Source organism: Amycolatopsis sp. NPDC031561 (assembly GCF_055580625.1).
The window spans coordinates 1-16,192 of sequence record NZ_JBVILA010000048.1 but is presented as its reverse complement, the minus strand read 5'-3'; the positions used below and the strand labels follow the sequence as shown (position 1 = coordinate 16,192).

The following is a 16,192-nucleotide window of genomic DNA, read 5'->3' as shown; positions in this document are numbered from 1 at the left end:
GCGAAAGCCGCTTTCGGGACGTCTGGTGTCCCGAAAGTGGCTTTCGCGACACGGGCACCGGGCAGGGAGGTGTCTGGGACGACGGGGTTGCGGAAGCCTCGTTCGCAACCTTCAACGTTGCGAACGAGGCTTTAGCAACACCCGCCCTGTGGAGCCCATGACCTTCCACGGTCATGGACTCCGCAGCGTCGGATCACCTCATTGGACGGTGAGGCTGTATTCGGCCGTACCGGTTTTGCCGGTGCTGTCGGTGGCGGTGATGGTGATCTTGTAGGTGCCGCGCTGGAACGGAGCGGCGACGGACATGCGCGACGTACCGCCCGGGGCGACGCTGGAGGGCTGGAACATCGGGCTGAACGTCAGGCCCGTCGCGGTGAGTGTGCTGTTGCCCGTTCCTCCGGCGACGGTGACGGTCGCGTTGACGAACGAGCCGGGTGTCACCGTTCCCGCGCCAGGGGAGACGGTCGGCTTCGGTCCTTCCGTGGTGCCGCCGTCGCCGACGGTCAGGGTGTAGTCGGCGGACTTGGTGCCGGACGGGCCTTTCGCCGTGACGGTGATCCGGTGCGTGCCTTTCGGAGTGCTCGCCGCGGTCTCCACGGTGAGTTTGGCGACGTCGCCGGAGTCGACGGACGAACCGGGCTGGAACGTGGCCGTCGCGCCGGCGGGCAGGCCGGTCGCGGCCAGTTCGAGCTTTTCGGGTCCCGAGTCGCCTGCCTTGGTCACGACGGAGGTCGAGACGTACTTGCCGGGTTCGACCTTGCCCGCCGCCGGGCTGAGGGAGACGCCGAACTTCCCGTCACCGGGCTGAGTGCCGCCGATCTCGCCGCGCGCCCAGTCGCCCATCTCGTTGGTGAGCCGGGCCATGATGCTGTAGCGATCGCATCCGCCCGAACCCCACGAGACGACACCGACGATCACACCGTCCACGATGAACGGTCCGCCGCTGTCGCCGGAGCAGGTGGCGGTGCGTCCGTCGTCGTACCCGACGCACACCATGAGGTCGGGATTCACCCGCACGTTGAACACCTGGCAGTTGTTCGCGTCGTTGACGGGCATCGTGGTCTTGTACAGGACGCCGGAACCGCCTCCGGACGACGTCTTTCCGTAGCCGACGGCGGTGCCCGACTTCCCCGGTGCGGTCAGTCCGGCATCACCCGATCCGGCCACTTTGGCCCACTGGTTCTCCGGAACGGGCAGGTCGGCCTCGGTGGTGATCACCGCGACGTCGTAGCCGGTCTGCCACGAGTTCGGGCCGGTGTAGCGGGGATGCACCTTGTAGGAGGCGACAGGGGTGCGGAAGGTTTCGTCGCCCGGGGTGTTCAGGTCGTCGTCGCCGTAGAGGTAGCTCTTCGCCCCACCGACGTCGATCATGCAATGCGCCGCGGTGATGATCTTGCGTTTGCCGACGACGGAAGCGGTGCAGGACTGTCCCTGCGGGCCGCCGCCACCCGCTCGCAGACCCGCGATGACGTAAGGGTTTTCCCGTACGGTCGTGCGTTGTCCGTTGACCACCCGGGTGCCCATGTCCGGGGGCCGCAGCTGATCGGTGGGTGTCGCGGCGATGGCGGTGGGTTCGGCGTTCGCCGTCCCGATCGCGGGCAAAGTGATCACGGCCAGTGCCATGGCGACGGCGGTGACCAGACGCGCTGTTCTCATCGTGCTCCTCGGTTCGCAGGGTTGTTCCCGATCAGAACGTGACCGACCAGCCGGTCAGGGTGCCGGTGTCGAAGCGGTGGACGTCGCGCACCTGGAGCTTCCAAGTGCCGTTGGCGTTTTCGCCGGAGGCGTTCACGGTGAAGGTCTGGTGCACACCGCCCGCCTCGCCGATCCCGCCCGCCGGTTTGACGGGCAGCGTGGCCCCGCTCGGTCCGATCAGGTCGATCGCCAGGTCCGCCGAGTAGCTGTGGTCGATGTCCACCCGGACGGCCAAGCTCGCCGGAGCGTTGCCGTCGCAGCCGCTCTGGGTCACGGCACTGCCCACGGTGGCCCCGGCGTCGGGGATGGACACGTCCTCGTCGTTGGACTTGACGCCACACTTGGTCGGTGTGCCGCCGCCGATGAATCCGGTGTAGAGCAACGCGTCCGGCGAGCCCGCGCCGGGATCGGTCACCAGCCCCGGTGAGGCGTTGCGGACGAGCGCGTCGCGTACCTGCTGCGGTGTCGCGCCGGGATTCGCGGCGAGGTACAGCGCCGCCGCCCCCGCGCCGTGTGGCGAGGCCATCGAGGTGCCGCTGCCGGTCCGGAAGCCGCCGGTGTGGTCGGTGGAGTAGATGTTGCCGCCCGGGGCGAACAGGTCGACACACTTCCCGTAGTTCCCGCTACGGCCGCCGCCCTGGTTGATCCAGCCGACGGTCAACGCTTCGGGAGTTCGGCCGGGGCTGGCCGTGCAGGCGTCCTGTCCGTTGTTGCCCGCGGCGACGGCGACTACGAAACCCTTGTCCACCAACGCTTTCACTTGAGCGTCGCCGACGCCGAGGGTGTCCATGACCAGGCTCAGGTTGACCACGGCCGGTTTGACTCCGTTGGCGGCCACCCATTCCAGTCCGCTCACGGTCGCCGAATCCGGTCCGGAGCCGCCGCAGCCCAGCGAGCGGACCGCGACCACTTTGGCCTTCTTGGCGACACCGACGGTCTTGCCCGCGATGGTGCCCGCCACGTGGGAGCCGTGCCAGAAGCAGTCGCTCGCGTCGTTGTCGTTGTCGATGAAATCGCGGCCGTGCGCTCCCCGGCCCTCGAATTCGGCGTGCTGGATACCCACCCCGGAGTCGACGACGTACGCGGTGACACCCTCGCCACCGTTGGGGTAGACGTACTTCTTGTCCAGGGTCTTGGTGCGCTGGTCGATCTGGTCCAGCCCCCACGACGGCGGGTTCGGCTGTTCGCCGGCGGCACGGGCGACGCCGTCCTGGTGCACCGTCCGCACGGCCGGGTCGGCGGCCAGTCGCCGGGCCTGCCGCTCGCTCAGGTCCCGGACCGAAAAACCGTTCAGGGTCAACGCGTAGGTGTCGACGACCGCACCGCCGTAGCGCTGGGTCAACGAGGCGGCCCCACCCTGAGCCGCCGCCTGCGCGCCGTCCCGGAGGACCACTATGTAGCGACCGGCGATGGGCTGCCGGGCTTGCACGACATCGCTTTCGGGCGTCGCGGCCGACGCGGCGGGACTCACCGTCGCCAGTGCGGCCGCGATGGCGACCAGACCTAGAGTTATCCGGGCCTTCTGCATCTTTCCTCCCTTTCCCGTGTGCGCCTGGCGCACCGCTTCACCATTCGGCGCGGGCGGAGGGGAAACAATCGTGGTGAGACCCCGGAGGGGTACGGCATTACGGCGATCAGGGTTACGCGGTGGTATCCCCGCGACGTATCGTTGCGACCTCCCGGAACCGGTGTGACCAGCGCGGAGGTGACGATGGGCGGTGAGACGGCGCGCGGACGATCGCTCCCGATGGTCGGCCGGGCCGCGGACCTGGCCACCCTGATCGACGTCGTCATCCGCCCGCCCGCGGTGGTGTTCGTGGAAGGTGAGGCGGGAGCGGGGAAGACCACTTTGGTCGGTGCCCTCGCGACGGCGGTGCGCGGCAGGAACCTGTGGATGGCCGTCGGCACCTGTCAGCCGTTGGACGAACCCTTTCCCTACGGTCCGTTGCTCGACTGTCTCGGACGGGCGGGGGACAGGATGGGCCGTCCCGATCCGGTGACCGGCGCACTGCGCGGACACCTGCCGGAACTGGCCGATCTCCTGCCCCCGGCACCACCACCCCTGGACCACCCGGAGGCCGAGCGCCATCGGATGTTCCGGGCGGTCTGCGCGCTGGTACGCGAGCTCGGGCAGGCCGTGCTCGTGGTCGAAGACGTGCACTGGGCGGACGAAGACACCCGGCAAATGCTGAGATTTCTGCTCGCGGATCCGCCGCCCGGACTGTCGCTGGTCGTCACCTACCGGCGTGAGGAACTCTCCGGCGATGCCCCGCTGGGGCCGGTCGTGCACCCGCCGCCCGAGGTCCTCACCACGCACCTGGGACTGCGACCGTTCGAGGAGCCGGAGGTACGGGCGCTGATCGAAGCCGTGACGGGCGGCGTCGTTTCGGAGTCGTTCGCGACAGCGGCTCTGCGCGAGACCGGCGGAGTTCCTTTCGTGGTCACGGAACTGGCTCGGGTGCTGCGTGACCGGCTCGTGGACACCCGGAGCGAGGGGGTGACGGCGGTCCGGCTCCTGGCCGCCGTCGAGGTGCCTGTCCTGGTGAAGGAGTCGGTGCTCGAACGACTGCACCGGCTGATCGAGCCGGAGCGCGCGGTCGCCGAGGCGGCCGCCGTACTGGACGATGCGGCGCCGGTGGAGATCCTCGCGGCGGTCGCGGGGTCACCCGGTGCGCACCCGGTGGTGAGCTTGGTGCGTTCCGGTGTGTTGTCGGAAGACCCGCCGAACCGGTACGGCCTCCGGCACGGCATGGCGCGGCGGGCGGTCTACTCGGCCTTGCCGGGACCGCGACGGCGGGAGCTGCACGCCGCGGCGGTCCGCGTCCTGGCCGACGTGCCCGGATGGCCGGCGGCGCGGCTCGCCAGGCACTGTGCCGAGGCGGGTATGCCGGAAGAATGGCTGCGGTACAGCGAAAGCGCCGCGGACACCGCGGCCGGGGCGAAGGACATGTCCACCGCGGTGGACCTGCTTTCCCAAGTGGTCTCCGACCGCGACGTGCCCGCCGCGGACGTGAACCGGCTGGCCGCCAAACTCTGCGGGTACGCGCTGGCGGGGCTGCCCGACGCCGACGTGATCAGGCGCATCGAGACGCTGTTGTCGGACCCCAGATTGACCGCCGACGTCCGCGGCGAGATGCGTCTGTGGTTCGGCACCCTGCTGGTGCGCGAGTCCATGCTGGATCGTGGCTGTGCCGAAATCACCCACGCGATAGAACTTCTGGGCGACCAGCCCGAGCGCGTCGCGTCCGGGATGGCACTGCTCTCCGTGCCGTACCTGGACATCGCCACCGCGGCCGACCACCGGGCCTGGCTTGTACGGGTGGAGGACCTGCTCGCCCGGCTGCCGCGGCGTCCCGCGCGCACGGCGGTCCTGGCCACGGTGCTCGGCGGGCAGCTCATCGTCGGTGACCCGGGCATCTGGGACCGGATCTCCCTGCTGCCCACGCCCAACGACGTCGACGACCCCGCCGAGATCAGGCACCTCGCCCGGGCCTACGCCAATCTGGCCGACGCGTGCTCGTGGACCGGCCGGGACCGGCAGGGACGCACGTTCCTGCACACCGGGTTGGCGATGGCCTCACGGACGGGCGCCGACTACGTGGTGGCGACGGCCGAAGCCACCGCGGCCCGGCTGGATTGGCTCGCGGGCGAGTGGTCTGGGCTGGCCGAGCGGGTACAGGCGCTGATCCACGCCTACTCCCATCTGCCGCTCATCGCGAACGAACTGAACCTGGTCATCGGCTGGCTGGCCGCCGCACGCGGCGACTGGCTGACCGCCGAACACGGATTCCACGCCGCCCTGGACATTCACCCGACGGCGGTGATCCCGGTGGCGGTGGCCGCGGCGGGAGGGATGGCCGCCATGCTCCTCGGCCGGGACGACACCGCCGCTCGCGCGCACGCGGAGCGCGGACTCGCCCTGCTCCGCGCGAAGGGCTCCTGGGCGTGGACCGCCGAGATCGTCCCCCAAGCGGTCGCGTGCCATCTCGCCGACGACGAGCCCGACGCCGCGCGGCAACTCGTCGCGGAGGCCGAGGAGGAACTGGACGGCATCGACGCGCCGTCAGCGCGGATGGCGCTCACGGTGTGCCAGGCACAGCTGGCCGCCGCGGCGGGAGAGCGCGACGACGCGGACCGGCACTACCGAGACGCGCGGCTGCGATACCAGGAACTCGGGCAGCGCTACCGGGCCGCGCAGTGCGCCGACCAGGCCGCTCGCGTCACCGGCGCCGATCCCGCGGTGTTCCGCGAGCTGGCCGTCACGTTCGACGCCCTGGGCGCCACCGTCGACGCGGCCCGCTGCCGTCACCACATCCGCAGCACCGGCACCGTCATCCCGTCCGTCCGTGGCCGCCGCAGCTACGGCACGCAGCTGTCGCCGCGCGAACACGACGTCGCACGCCTGCTGGCCAACGGCCACACCAACCGGGAGATCGCCCAAGCCCTGTTCATCTCACGGCGCACCGTCGAGGACCACGTCGCCAACGTGCTCCGCAAACTCGACGCGTCCTCTCGGCGCGATGTGCGGCTCTGAACCGCTGCGGGTACGACCATCCGCGGCTTTTCCGTGAAGTGGTCCATCCGTATCGCCGGTCGCTATAGGTTGTGCGCATGTACGTGCCGACGCCGACGCAGGGCGACCCGCAGCAGACCGCCGGACCGCCCTGGTGGCTGGTCATCGGGCCCGGGTTCGCCGCGCTCATCGGTCTGTTCCTGCTCACCGTGATCTACCGCTTCGACGGCCGGGCGACCCTGCAGATCGAGTTGGGCATGTCCAATGAGTCCCTGCTGCTGAGCGGGCTCGTCGCGTACCTCGTCGCTGCCGCGATCGCCTTCCCCGCCGGTCTGCTGCTCGGCGCGCGCTTCCCGACGTCGGTGACCCTGCCCGGGATCCTTTCGATGCTCCTCGGTGTGCTGCTGGTCGCCTTCACCCCCAGCGGTGCCCTGTTCCTGGTCGCGCGGGTGCTCACCGGACTCGGCGCGGGCGCGGCCATCGGCGTGACCGTCGCCCTGATCCGGCGGCTCCGCACCGGTCGCGGCGCCGCGGCCGGGGTGATCGCGGGCCTCGGTGCCCTGGCCTTGGTGATCGCGCCGTTCCTCGGCGGGCTGCTCTCGGACGCCACCGGGTTCCGCGTGGTGTACCTGGTGGCCGCGCTGTTCGTCTTCGTCGCGCTCGCCGCCGCCGGAGTCATCGGCATCGTCACGATGGTGACGGCGAAATCATCGGCCCGCCCGATGCCGTACCAGCCTCAAGGTCCGCCGCTCGGTTGACACAGCGGTCCTCGACCACGTTCGCGAAGCCGGCGCGTCCCGTGTCCCTGCTGGGCTAGGGTCCGGGCTGTGGAAAGTCTGTTCCTGACCCGGGTGCTGGGTGTGCTTCGGTCCGCCGGTGACGAAGCGCTGTTCGTCCAGGACGGCCAGGTGACCAGCTACGCGCAGGCGCTCGACCTGGTGTCGCGGTTGTACGCGGGGTTGCCCGAGGGCGGGGTCGTCGCCATCGACGCGGGCAACCGGCCGGAGACCGTCCTCCTGCAGATCGCCGCGCAGCTCCGGGGTTCCACAGTGCTGCTCGTCGCCGCTTCGGCGAGCCTGCCGGATCGGCTCGCGGCGGTGTCGGCGGCCGGGGTCACGACGCTGGTGACCGACCAGGTGACGGGATGGCCCGCCGATGACGCACGGGTGGTCGAGCTCGACGAACTGGTGGCCCGTGAAGGTATCGAGCCTTCCGCCCTGCCGGGGTCGGTCACCGTCATCTTTCCCACCGGGGGAACCACGGGGGTGCCGAAACTCATCCGGCACAGCGGGATCTACGACGGGATGGCGCATATCTTCGCGCCGGATCCGGCGGGGCCGGGGCGCACGCTGCTGATCGCGCCGATGACGCACATGACCGGGAACGCCACCGTGCTCGGGGCGATCCTGCGGCGGGAAAGTGTCGTGCTGCAGAGGGGTTTCGACGCGGGCACCGTACTGGACGCGATCGCGGGACACCGGGTCACCTCACTGTCGCTCACGCCCGCGCGGCTGGCGGCGGTGCTCGATCATCCGGCCATGGCGTCGACCGACGTCAGTAGCGTGCGGCAGCTTTCGGTGGGTGCCGCGCCGCTTCCGCCACGGCGGCTGGCCCAGGCGTTGGAGATGTTCGGGCCGGTGGTCGGGCAGGGCTACGGCCTCACCGAGGCGCCGATGATCGCGAGTATCTCCGCGGCGGAACTCGACGGACGGCCGGAGCTGCTCGAATCGGTGGGCAGGATCGTCCCGGGGATGGAGGCGCGGATCGACGACGGTGAGGTCATGGTGCGCGGACTGTCGATGATGGACGGCTACCACGGCGCGCCGCCGATCGGTACCGAATGGTTGCGCACAGGGGATCTCGGCCGGTTCGACGACGAGGGGTACCTGTACCTGCTGGACCGCGCGAACGACGTCATCATCACCGGTGAGCACGGCACCAAGGTGTTCTCGACCGTGGTCGAAAACGCGCTCGCACGGCATCCGCTGGTCCGTTCGGTGGCCGTGTTCGGCGTCCCGGGTGAAGGCGGCGAGGGGGAGCGGGTACACGCCGTGGTCGTGCCGGTGTCTTCAGGAACGCTGACGGCCGACGAGATTCGAGCGCACGCCAGGGCGTTTTTCGGAGGCGAGCATTTCGTTCCGTCCGATGTGGACTTCGCCGACGCGTTGCCGATGACCGCGATCGGCAAGGTCGACAAGCGGGCGTTACGCGCGCCCTTCTGGGCGGGACACGATCGTCACATCGCCTGAACGAGGGAGTGCCGGGACGAGAGGCTCTTTTTAGTGAGGAGCAGTTCCGTCCCGGTGTTCGGCTTCCAGGAGTGCGAGCAGTCCGGGAAACCTGCTCTCGACGTCCGCGCGTCGTAGGCGGACGCCCTTGCGGTTGCCGTAGTCGATCTCGTCGATGAGGCCTGCTTCGCGCAGGACCCGGAAGTGGTGGGTCTGGGTCTGCTTCGAGATCGGGAGAGCGAACGAGTTGCAGCCTCGCTCGCCGTCGGTGCGGTCGGCGGCCAACTCCGTCATCACCGAACGACGGTGCTCGTCAGCGAGAGCGCGAAGCACCACGCCCAGCTCGAGCGCATCGACCTCTGGACCGACCAGGTTCCTTCCGGCCACGGACACCTCCTTCAGGTACGTCTTGCATCGTACCTCAGTGCCGTGCTCTACTCAGGTACGAAATCATTCGTACCTAGGCGGCCGGGAATATGGTCGTCGACGCTCCGAGAGGTCTTGTCATGAAGAAGCCCGAGGTGCTGATAGTCGGTGCCGGAATCGCCGGGCCCGCGCTCGCGTACCGGCTCGCCCGGAACGGATACCGGCCGACCGTCGTCGAGCATGCCCGGCAGCTGCGCTCCGGTGGCAGCGCGATCGTCGTGAAGGGGCCCGCGATGCCGGTCGCCGAGCGGATGGGCATCCTTCCGCAGTTGCGCGAGCTCGCCACCCGCAATCGGTCACTGACCCTGCTCGACCCGGACGGCGAACGAGTCCTGCGACTTCCCACCTCCTCGGAAGGGTCGCCGACGGTCGAGGTGACCCGGGCCGACCTTTCCGAGGTGCTCCACCGGTCGGCGCGGGACGATGCCGAGTTCGTGTTCGACGACACGGTCACCGCACTCGATCAGGACGAAGGCGGAGTCGACGTCACCTTTCGACGGTCCGCGCCACGGCGTTTCGACTTGGTGGTCGGTGCCGATGGGATGCACTCCACCATCCGGCGCCTGGTGTTCGGGCCCGAGCGGCAGTTCGTGAGCGACCTGGGTCTCTACGGCGCGACCGTCCCGCTGGAACCCGACGCCATCGACGACCCGAGCGAGCTGACGATGTTGACCGCGCCGAACCGGATGCTGGTCGTCCACCCCTCGCGCACCACACCGCTCGCGATCTTCACCTTCCGGGCCACCCGGCCGGAGCCCTACGACCGCAAGAACATCGCTCTCCACAAGCAAACCGTGGCCGACGCGTACGCCGACGTACGGTGGCGGGCGCCGGAGCTCGTGGCGGCTTACCTCGACCACCCGGCCCCGTTCTTCGACCCCCTGACGACCGTCCGGATGCCCTCGTGGTCCCGTGGACGGGTCGTTCTGCTCGGGGACGCGGCGGCGGCCACGGCCCTGCTGGGCGACGGGTCCAGCATGGCGATGGCAGGAGCGTTTGCCCTCGCGGAAGAACTCGCCTCCCACCACGGCGATCACGCCCGCGCGTTCGCCGCCTACGAGTCGCGGCTCCGCCGCGAAGTGCGACCGCGGCAGCGACGCGTCGGCCTGCTCTCCAGGCTCATGGTGCCCAGCACCGGAGCGGGCCTCGTGGTACGCAACACGGTGGGACGCGCGGTCGGTCTCACGAACCGGATCACCTCTCGGGAAACCGGAGACGCAAAGATCGGGTAGCAGCAATCCACACAGTCCCGCGTGACCGGCCAACCGTCCCTAAAGGACAGCCTCAGCCCTTCCCGCCCAGGTAAGCCAAAACCGCCAAAACCCGCCGGTGCCCACTGTCCTCCGGCAGCCCGAGCTTCGCGAAGATGTTCCGGATGTGCTTGTGCACCGCGCCATCGCTCACCACCAGCAGTTCGGCGATGGTGGTGTTGTTGTATCCCTCCGCCATCAGCCCGAGCACCTCGCGTTCCCGCGCGGTCAGTCCTTCGAGGGGGTCGGTCGCCCGGCGGTGCGCCATCAGCTGGGTGATCACCTCGGGGTCCATGGCCGTCCCGCCCTTGACGACCCGGTCCAGCGCGTCGAGGAACTTCTCGACCTTCCCGACCCGTTCCTTCAGCAGGTACCCGACGGCGCCCTTGCCGTCGGCCAGGAGCTCGGCCGCGTAGCCGGTTTCGACGTGGGCGGACAGCACGAGGACGGGTAGCCCGGGGTACATCTTTCGGGCTTTGACGGCGGCCCGGAGGCCTTCGTCGGTGTGGGTCGGCGGCAGCCGGACGTCGGTGATCACCGCGTCGGGCCGTTCCTTGGTGACCAGGTCGAGGAACTCGTCCACATTGTCCACCGCCGCGGTGACGTCGATACCCGAGGTGTTCAGCAGCAACACCAGGCCCTCGCGCAACAGCGCGTCGTCCTCGACGATCACGACCCGCATGGCAGCTCCACTTTCAGTACGGTCGGCCCACCGGCCGGGCTGGTCAGCTTCAAGGTCCCGTCGAACGCTTCGGCGCGCTTGCGGATGCCGGACAGGCCGCTGCCGCCGGATTCGTCGGCGCCACCGTGGCCGTCGTCACGGATTTCGATGAGCAGGGTGTCGGCGTTGCCGTCGAGGGTGATCGAGGCGTGTTCGGCGCCGGAGTGCTTGGTGATGTTGGTCAGCATCTCGGCGACGACGAAGTAGGCGGCGGCTTCGACGGCGGCCGGGCGACGGCTGCTGCTGAGAACGTCCACGGTGCACGGAACGGGACAGCGGTCCGCCAGTGCGGTGACGGCGCCGTCGAGGCCGCGGTCGGTCAGCAGCGGCGGATAGATACTGCGCACGACGGTCCGCAGTTCGGCCAGCGCGCCGGTCGCGGTGTCCTGCGCCTTGCCCAGCAATTCCCGGGCCTTTTCCGGATTCTTCTCGAAAATCGAGTCGGCGATCCCCAGTTGCAGCACCACCGCGGCGATCCTCGCCTGCGTCCCGTCGTGCAGATCCCGTTCGAGACGACGGAGTTCGGCGCCGTGCGCCTCCAGCGCGGCGGCGCGGGACGCGGCCAGTTCGACGACGCGGTCGGTCAGCACGACCCCGGGTGCGGGAGCGAGCAGCTTCTTCGCGGCGGATGCCTGCCAACGGGCCACCCTGGGGAACAGGAACATCAGCGCGATCATGCCGATGCCGGTGATCGCGCTGAGCGCCGCGAGTGGCCAGGACGTCACCATGAAGCCGAGCGAGCTCTCCACGCCACCGTCGACGGACGGCCAGACGAACGCGGAGATGATCTGCCGGAGGCCGCCGAGCGGCAGCGCGACGGCGAACGTCCCGATGATGAAGCCGGTGGCGGCGTGGAAAGCGAGCCAGCCGAGGTCCCGCCGTGAGGCCGGATCCGTCACCGGGTTCCCGGCGCGGTACGGCTCGGGGATCGGCTCGCCCAGCAGGCGGGCGGCCCGCCGTCGTTCGAAGTTGACCGGACGCCGGATCAGCTGGAGCGCGATCGGCAACGCCGGGATCCCGACGCCGAACGGGCACATCGCGAGCACGAAGATCATGCCCATGAGAGCGAACCAGGCGACCATGGACGAGGCCGCGCCGATTGCCAGGTACCGGATCGCGGACCAACAGGACCGCAGCCGGGTGATCACCCGGACAGTCTTTCATCCGGGCCGCGGCGGCGTCACCGCAGGTCCTGCTCGTATCGGGACTTCGTGAGGCCGAGAGCACCCTTGATGACGCTAATCGCGCCCTCGACAAGGCCGATGTCGCCTGTGTCGAGGGCGCGACCGCCGCGAGCCGAGCCGGTACCACGTCGCGACCCCTCGACGCGACGTGATCGTCGCGGCAACGCGAGATCAGACCACCTGCCGTGGCCGATGGCGAGGCCTGCTCCTGGGAGGGCCGAGCCCTCGCTACCTCAACATGGGTCCCAATTTCGTCCCGGGACGCCGTTGGTGCACCAAGCGGTTCCGGCCGGTGAGTCGTCCGGCGGAGATACGGTGCCGGCGCTCGCCGTGGACACGGCCGCATCGGGCAAAACAACCGGGAGGCCCGGTGCGATCAGGCCGAGTACGCCCGCCGATGCCCATACCACTATGAGTCGTTTGACTTGTCGCATTCTTCCCTCAGCGTTCGTTGTTCGTTCGTCCGCCTGGTCTCGGTGGGTAACCTGACGGCCAGGTGTCACTCATCTTCCCTAGAGGATCTGGGCGAAAGCTGGAATCGTCGTTTCCGGCTCACGGTGTGGAGGGCGGCACGGCGGCCAGTTCCTGCCGGACGCTCTCGGCCTTCGCCACGCGGTGCTGTTCTCGATAGAGGTGGAGGGCCCGCTGCCATGCCTGGCGAGCCTGCCCGTGCTCGCCATCTGCGCGGAGTGTTTCGCCGAGGTGGACCTGGACTTCCGCCTCGATGTGGGTGTTGCCCAGGTCCCGGCACAGTGCGAGCGCTTGGTGAAAGTGTTTCAGCGCCATGGCCCTTTGCCCGGAGTGGTGGGCTATGTAGCCGAGACTGTCGAGGACGGCGGCTTCGGCCTCGCGACGGTCATGCTGCTTGACAAGCGCAAGAGCCTGCTCGCAGGTGGCGGTCGCTCGCCGGTGCTGGCCGAGCCGGGCTTGGAGCCAGCCGATCCCGTGAAGTGCGTCGGCGGTTCCCAAATGGTCCCCGGTGTCTTCGCAGAGCCGCAGCATGTGCTCGGCGTGCCGTAACGCCCGCTCGTCGTCTCCTTGTTGTTCCCACGCGACCGACAGCGATCGGTGGGTGAGTACCAACGCGGGCCGGTCGTCGCTCGACTCGGCCAGTTCGAGTGCGTGCTCGAGATTCTTGAGAGCGCCGTCGTGGTCACCCACGTGGGCGCAGGCCTCGCCGAGGTTGCGACGAGCCAAAGCCTGGACGTCGGGCGCTCCGAGCCGGTCGGCCGCGGCCACGCCGAGGCTCCAAGCGGCGGCGCAGTCATGCCAGTCGCCGGATCTCCAGAAGAAACTGTGCAGTACCCAGGCCAGCTGCCACACGAGCGTGTCCCAGCCCTGCTCGGAGGCAAGGTGCTGAACTGTGAGCAGGCAGGGAAACTCCTGTTCGAACCAGGTCATCGCGGAAGCGCGATCCACTATCGAATGCGGCACGCCGGCGGTTTCCGTCGAGGACAGCGTGATCGGCGGGCGCTGAGGATAGACGAGGCGGTCTGCGGCATACGCCGTCTGGAGAAAGAAAAGACACAATCGCCGAACCGCCGCCGTTCGGGAATCGGCGGACTCGTCGCACTGCGCGTGTTCGGCCGAATACAGTCGGACGAGATCGTGCATACGATATCGGCCGGGGACAGGCTGCTGCACGAGATGCGCCGCCTCGAGACCGCGCATGGCGATGTGCGTGCCGGCCTTGGGCTGACCGGCGAGACTCGCCACCGCGGCGAGGCCGATGTCGGGGCTCGATACCAGGCCCAGCAGCCGGAAAACCCTCGCGACCTCCGGTCGAAGGGCTTGGTAGGAGGCGGAAAACACCGCACGGACGCTGCTCGTCGGCTCACCGGTGTCCAGAGCGTCGAGGCGGGTGGAAACATCGTGTAGCTCGTCGGCCAGCACCGCCAACGGAAAGCCGGGGTTGGTGCAGGCGCGCGCCGCCACGATGCCCAGTGCCAAAGGGAGACCGGCGCATTGACCCAGCAGCTCGGCGACGGCCTCGGGCTGGGAGATCACCCGCTCCCTGCCGAGTTTGCGGGTCAGCAGCTCGGTCGCCTCCGCCGTGGTCAGCGCTTTCACCGTGAGCCGTCGAGCGTTGTGCGAGGCGGTCAGACTGGTGAGCTGGTTCCTCGACGTGACCACGACGGTGCAAGACGGTGACCCTGGCAGAAGAGGCAGGACATGGGCGGAGTCCCTGGCGTTGTCCAGAATGATCAGCAACCTGCGGTCGGCGGTCACACTGCGGAACAGTCCGGCCTGGGCATCGGTGCCCGTCGGGATCGTTCCGGGATCGATACCGAGGGCTTCGAGGAACCCGCAGAGTACGACGGTCGGCGGCACGGGGCCGGCGGCCGGATCGAACCCGCGAAGGTCCCAGTACAGCTGTCCGTCCGGGAACTGGCCGAGGTTGTGGTGAGCCCAGTGCAAGGTCAGCCAGGACTTGCCGATGCCACCACTGCCATCGATCGTGGCGACGATATCGGTGTCGCCCCGCGCGTCCAGGAAGCTGTCGAGCTCGGCCAGTTCGCGAGCCCGGCCGACGAACGACCCGGGCGGTGAGGGAAGTTGCCGCGGCGGTGTACGCGGCCTGGCGGGGGCGGACAAGACGGGGTCGGCCGTCAGCAGCCGGTGATACAACTCCCGCAAGGCGGACCCGGGGTCGGCGCCGAACTCGTCGGCCAGCCGTCTTCGTATCTGTTCGTAGTGCTCCAGCGCCTCGGCCGCACGGCCATCGCGATACAGGGCCAGCACCAGTTGGCAGGCCACACGTTCGTTCAGCGGATTCGCGGCGGCCATGGCAGCGAGAGCGGGCAGCGACACCGCGTGCTGTCCAAGGCGTAACGCGAGGTCGTTGCGGTCCAACTGCGCCGCGAGCCGCTCTTTGTTCACCGTGTCCCGCAGGGCATTGACGAACGGAAGATCGATCCCGGCGAAGGCTTCGCCCCGCCACAGTCCGAGCGCCTCGTCGAACAGGGTCAGCGCGCGTTCCCCTTCGGCCTCGTTGGCCCGGCCGATCATGGCACGAAACCGGTGCAGGTCCACGGCCTGGAGGTCGACGCTCAGCGCGTAGCCGCCGGATCTCCGCACGATGTCGACGTCCGAGGCTTCGGCCAATGCCTGCCGTAGCCGATACAGGTAGCCATACAGCGTGCCACGGGCACCACGGGGTGGTTGCCGATCCCATACCCGGTCGATCAGCTGGTCCGCGGACATCACTCGATTCGGTTCGGCCAGGAGTACCACCAACACCGATCGCTGCCGCTTGTGGCCGAGTTCCACCGGCTCGCCGTTCCAGCGGGCCTCTATCTCTCCCAGAAGTCCGAACTCGATCAAGGCCCCTCCTCCCCGAGTCAAGTACGAGGGAGGATACAAGGAAAATCCCAGAATTCCCTGAGTTTTGCAACTCGTCCCCCTCTCGCCGATGGTCAACGGAATTGATCTGGGAAATTCATGGTGAATCGGGATCGGGTCGACGGATGACGCAGAAGTACATGCCATTTCTTCCCTATATCGTCAAAAGTTCTTCGCCGTGTCACATCAACGATCGATGATCGTGGAGGGAATGGCGGGCCAGACAGGGGGTGCTAGGAAAATCCCAGGTTCGCGCCAGATCGGGTGGGCACCTTGGTGAGGTGGCCGGGTTGGGAATTCACCGGTCGCTCATTGAGTGACATGCCTCCGCGAATCAGGAAGGGCCTTTCGCGCATGATCAAGATAGTCGGTCCAACGTGCCGGGGATGGAGGTCGATCGTGATACGGGTGACGAGAATCGGCGTGACCACGATGGTCGCCGTCGGTTCGGCGATCACCTCGGTGTCCGGACACGATCAAGCGAGTCCGTGTGGCTACTTCGGATCTGGACTGGCCGACGAGAGCCGACCGTACTCCGGATGTCTACATAGGACACGGGGCGGGTAAATGTCTGATTGATGCCCATATGTACGCTTTGCGGCAGGGGTCGTGAGTGGCAAAGAAAGCTAGAACCCAATGCCACGTAGCTTAAGTTGATCCTGGAATGCGCCCTTCGATGACTGTCGCTCTGATCGATCAGGCTGGATGAGTCGCCAGCACCGAACCCGGGGCGCGACTGTCTACAGAGGACGCCAGCCGGGATCGAAGTGCCTGATTTGGGCGCTTTGCGTAGTCGTACGAGAGGGTCGTGAGTGGTAAAGAGCGTTCTAACG

Annotated in this window: 11 protein-coding genes; 4 read left to right on the top strand and 7 right to left on the bottom strand. The window is 68.5% G+C overall.

Annotated features, from left to right (window positions below; all coding sequences use genetic code 11):
- Positions 1–198 precede the first annotated feature (198 nt).
- Together ACZ5IK_RS44180 and ACZ5IK_RS44175 are read right to left on the bottom strand one after the other, a co-directional pair.
- The gene (locus ACZ5IK_RS44180) at positions 199–1,656 is read right to left on the bottom strand and encodes a trypsin-like serine protease (protein ID WP_465493190.1); all 1,458 of its coding nucleotides are present in this window, start codon (positions 1,654–1,656) and stop codon (positions 199–201) included.
- 31 nt (positions 1,657–1,687) lie between these two features.
- On the bottom strand, positions 1,688–3,223 hold the full coding sequence (locus ACZ5IK_RS44175; RefSeq protein WP_465493189.1) for a S8 family peptidase: 1,536 nt from the start codon (positions 3,221–3,223) through the stop codon (positions 1,688–1,690).
- A gap of 162 nt (positions 3,224–3,385) precedes the next feature.
- On the opposite strand from ACZ5IK_RS44175, the gene ACZ5IK_RS44170 reads away from it, so the two are divergent.
- The 3 genes from ACZ5IK_RS44170 to ACZ5IK_RS44160 all read left to right on the top strand — a co-directional run bounded on the left by ACZ5IK_RS44170 (position 3,386) and on the right by ACZ5IK_RS44160 (position 8,457).
- The gene (locus tag ACZ5IK_RS44170) at positions 3,386–6,229 is read left to right on the top strand and encodes an ATP-binding protein (RefSeq protein WP_465493188.1); all 2,844 of its coding nucleotides are present in this window, start codon (positions 3,386–3,388) and stop codon (positions 6,227–6,229) included.
- 77 nt (positions 6,230–6,306) lie between these two features.
- Entirely contained in the window at positions 6,307–6,966 is a 660-nt protein-coding gene (locus ACZ5IK_RS44165; protein WP_465493187.1) for an MFS transporter, read from the top strand.
- 69 nt (positions 6,967–7,035) lie between these two features.
- Entirely contained in the window at positions 7,036–8,457 is a 1,422-nt protein-coding gene (locus ACZ5IK_RS44160) for an AMP-binding protein (protein ID WP_465493186.1), read from the top strand.
- 30 nt (positions 8,458–8,487) lie between these two features.
- Here ACZ5IK_RS44160 and ACZ5IK_RS44155 read toward each other — a convergent pair whose 3' ends face one another.
- A complete protein-coding gene (locus tag ACZ5IK_RS44155) occupies positions 8,488–8,823 on the bottom strand; it encodes an ArsR/SmtB family transcription factor (protein ID WP_465493185.1) in 336 nt (111 codons plus the stop codon).
- 119 nt (positions 8,824–8,942) lie between these two features.
- Here ACZ5IK_RS44155 and ACZ5IK_RS44150 point away from each other — a divergent pair, with 119 nt between their 5' ends.
- Positions 8,943–10,094 carry an FAD-dependent monooxygenase gene (locus tag ACZ5IK_RS44150; protein WP_465493184.1) on the top strand — a complete coding sequence of 384 codons (1,152 nt, stop codon included), beginning with the start codon at positions 8,943–8,945 and terminating at the stop codon, positions 10,092–10,094.
- Between the two features lie 52 nt (positions 10,095–10,146).
- On the opposite strand, the gene ACZ5IK_RS44145 is transcribed toward ACZ5IK_RS44150, so the two are convergent.
- The 4 genes from ACZ5IK_RS44145 to ACZ5IK_RS44130 form a co-directional block, all read right to left on the bottom strand.
- Positions 10,147–10,794: a response regulator gene (locus tag ACZ5IK_RS44145; protein ID WP_101608120.1), complete on the bottom strand. Its 648-nt coding sequence runs from the start codon at positions 10,792–10,794 to the stop codon at positions 10,147–10,149.
- Positions 10,782–11,981 carry a sensor histidine kinase gene (locus ACZ5IK_RS44140; protein ID WP_465493183.1) on the bottom strand — a complete coding sequence of 400 codons (1,200 nt, stop codon included), beginning with the start codon at positions 11,979–11,981 and terminating at the stop codon, positions 10,782–10,784. The genes ACZ5IK_RS44145 and ACZ5IK_RS44140 overlap by 13 nt, the downstream gene beginning before the upstream one ends.
- Positions 11,982–12,569: 588 nt before the next feature.
- Complete coding sequence (locus ACZ5IK_RS44135; RefSeq protein ID WP_465493182.1) at positions 12,570–15,341, bottom strand: AfsR/SARP family transcriptional regulator; 2,772 nt, start codon at positions 15,339–15,341, stop codon at positions 12,570–12,572.
- A gap of 251 nt (positions 15,342–15,592) precedes the next feature.
- Complete coding sequence (locus ACZ5IK_RS44130; RefSeq protein ID WP_465493181.1) at positions 15,593–15,817, bottom strand: hypothetical protein; 225 nt, start codon at positions 15,815–15,817, stop codon at positions 15,593–15,595.
- Positions 15,818–16,192 lie beyond the last annotated feature (375 nt).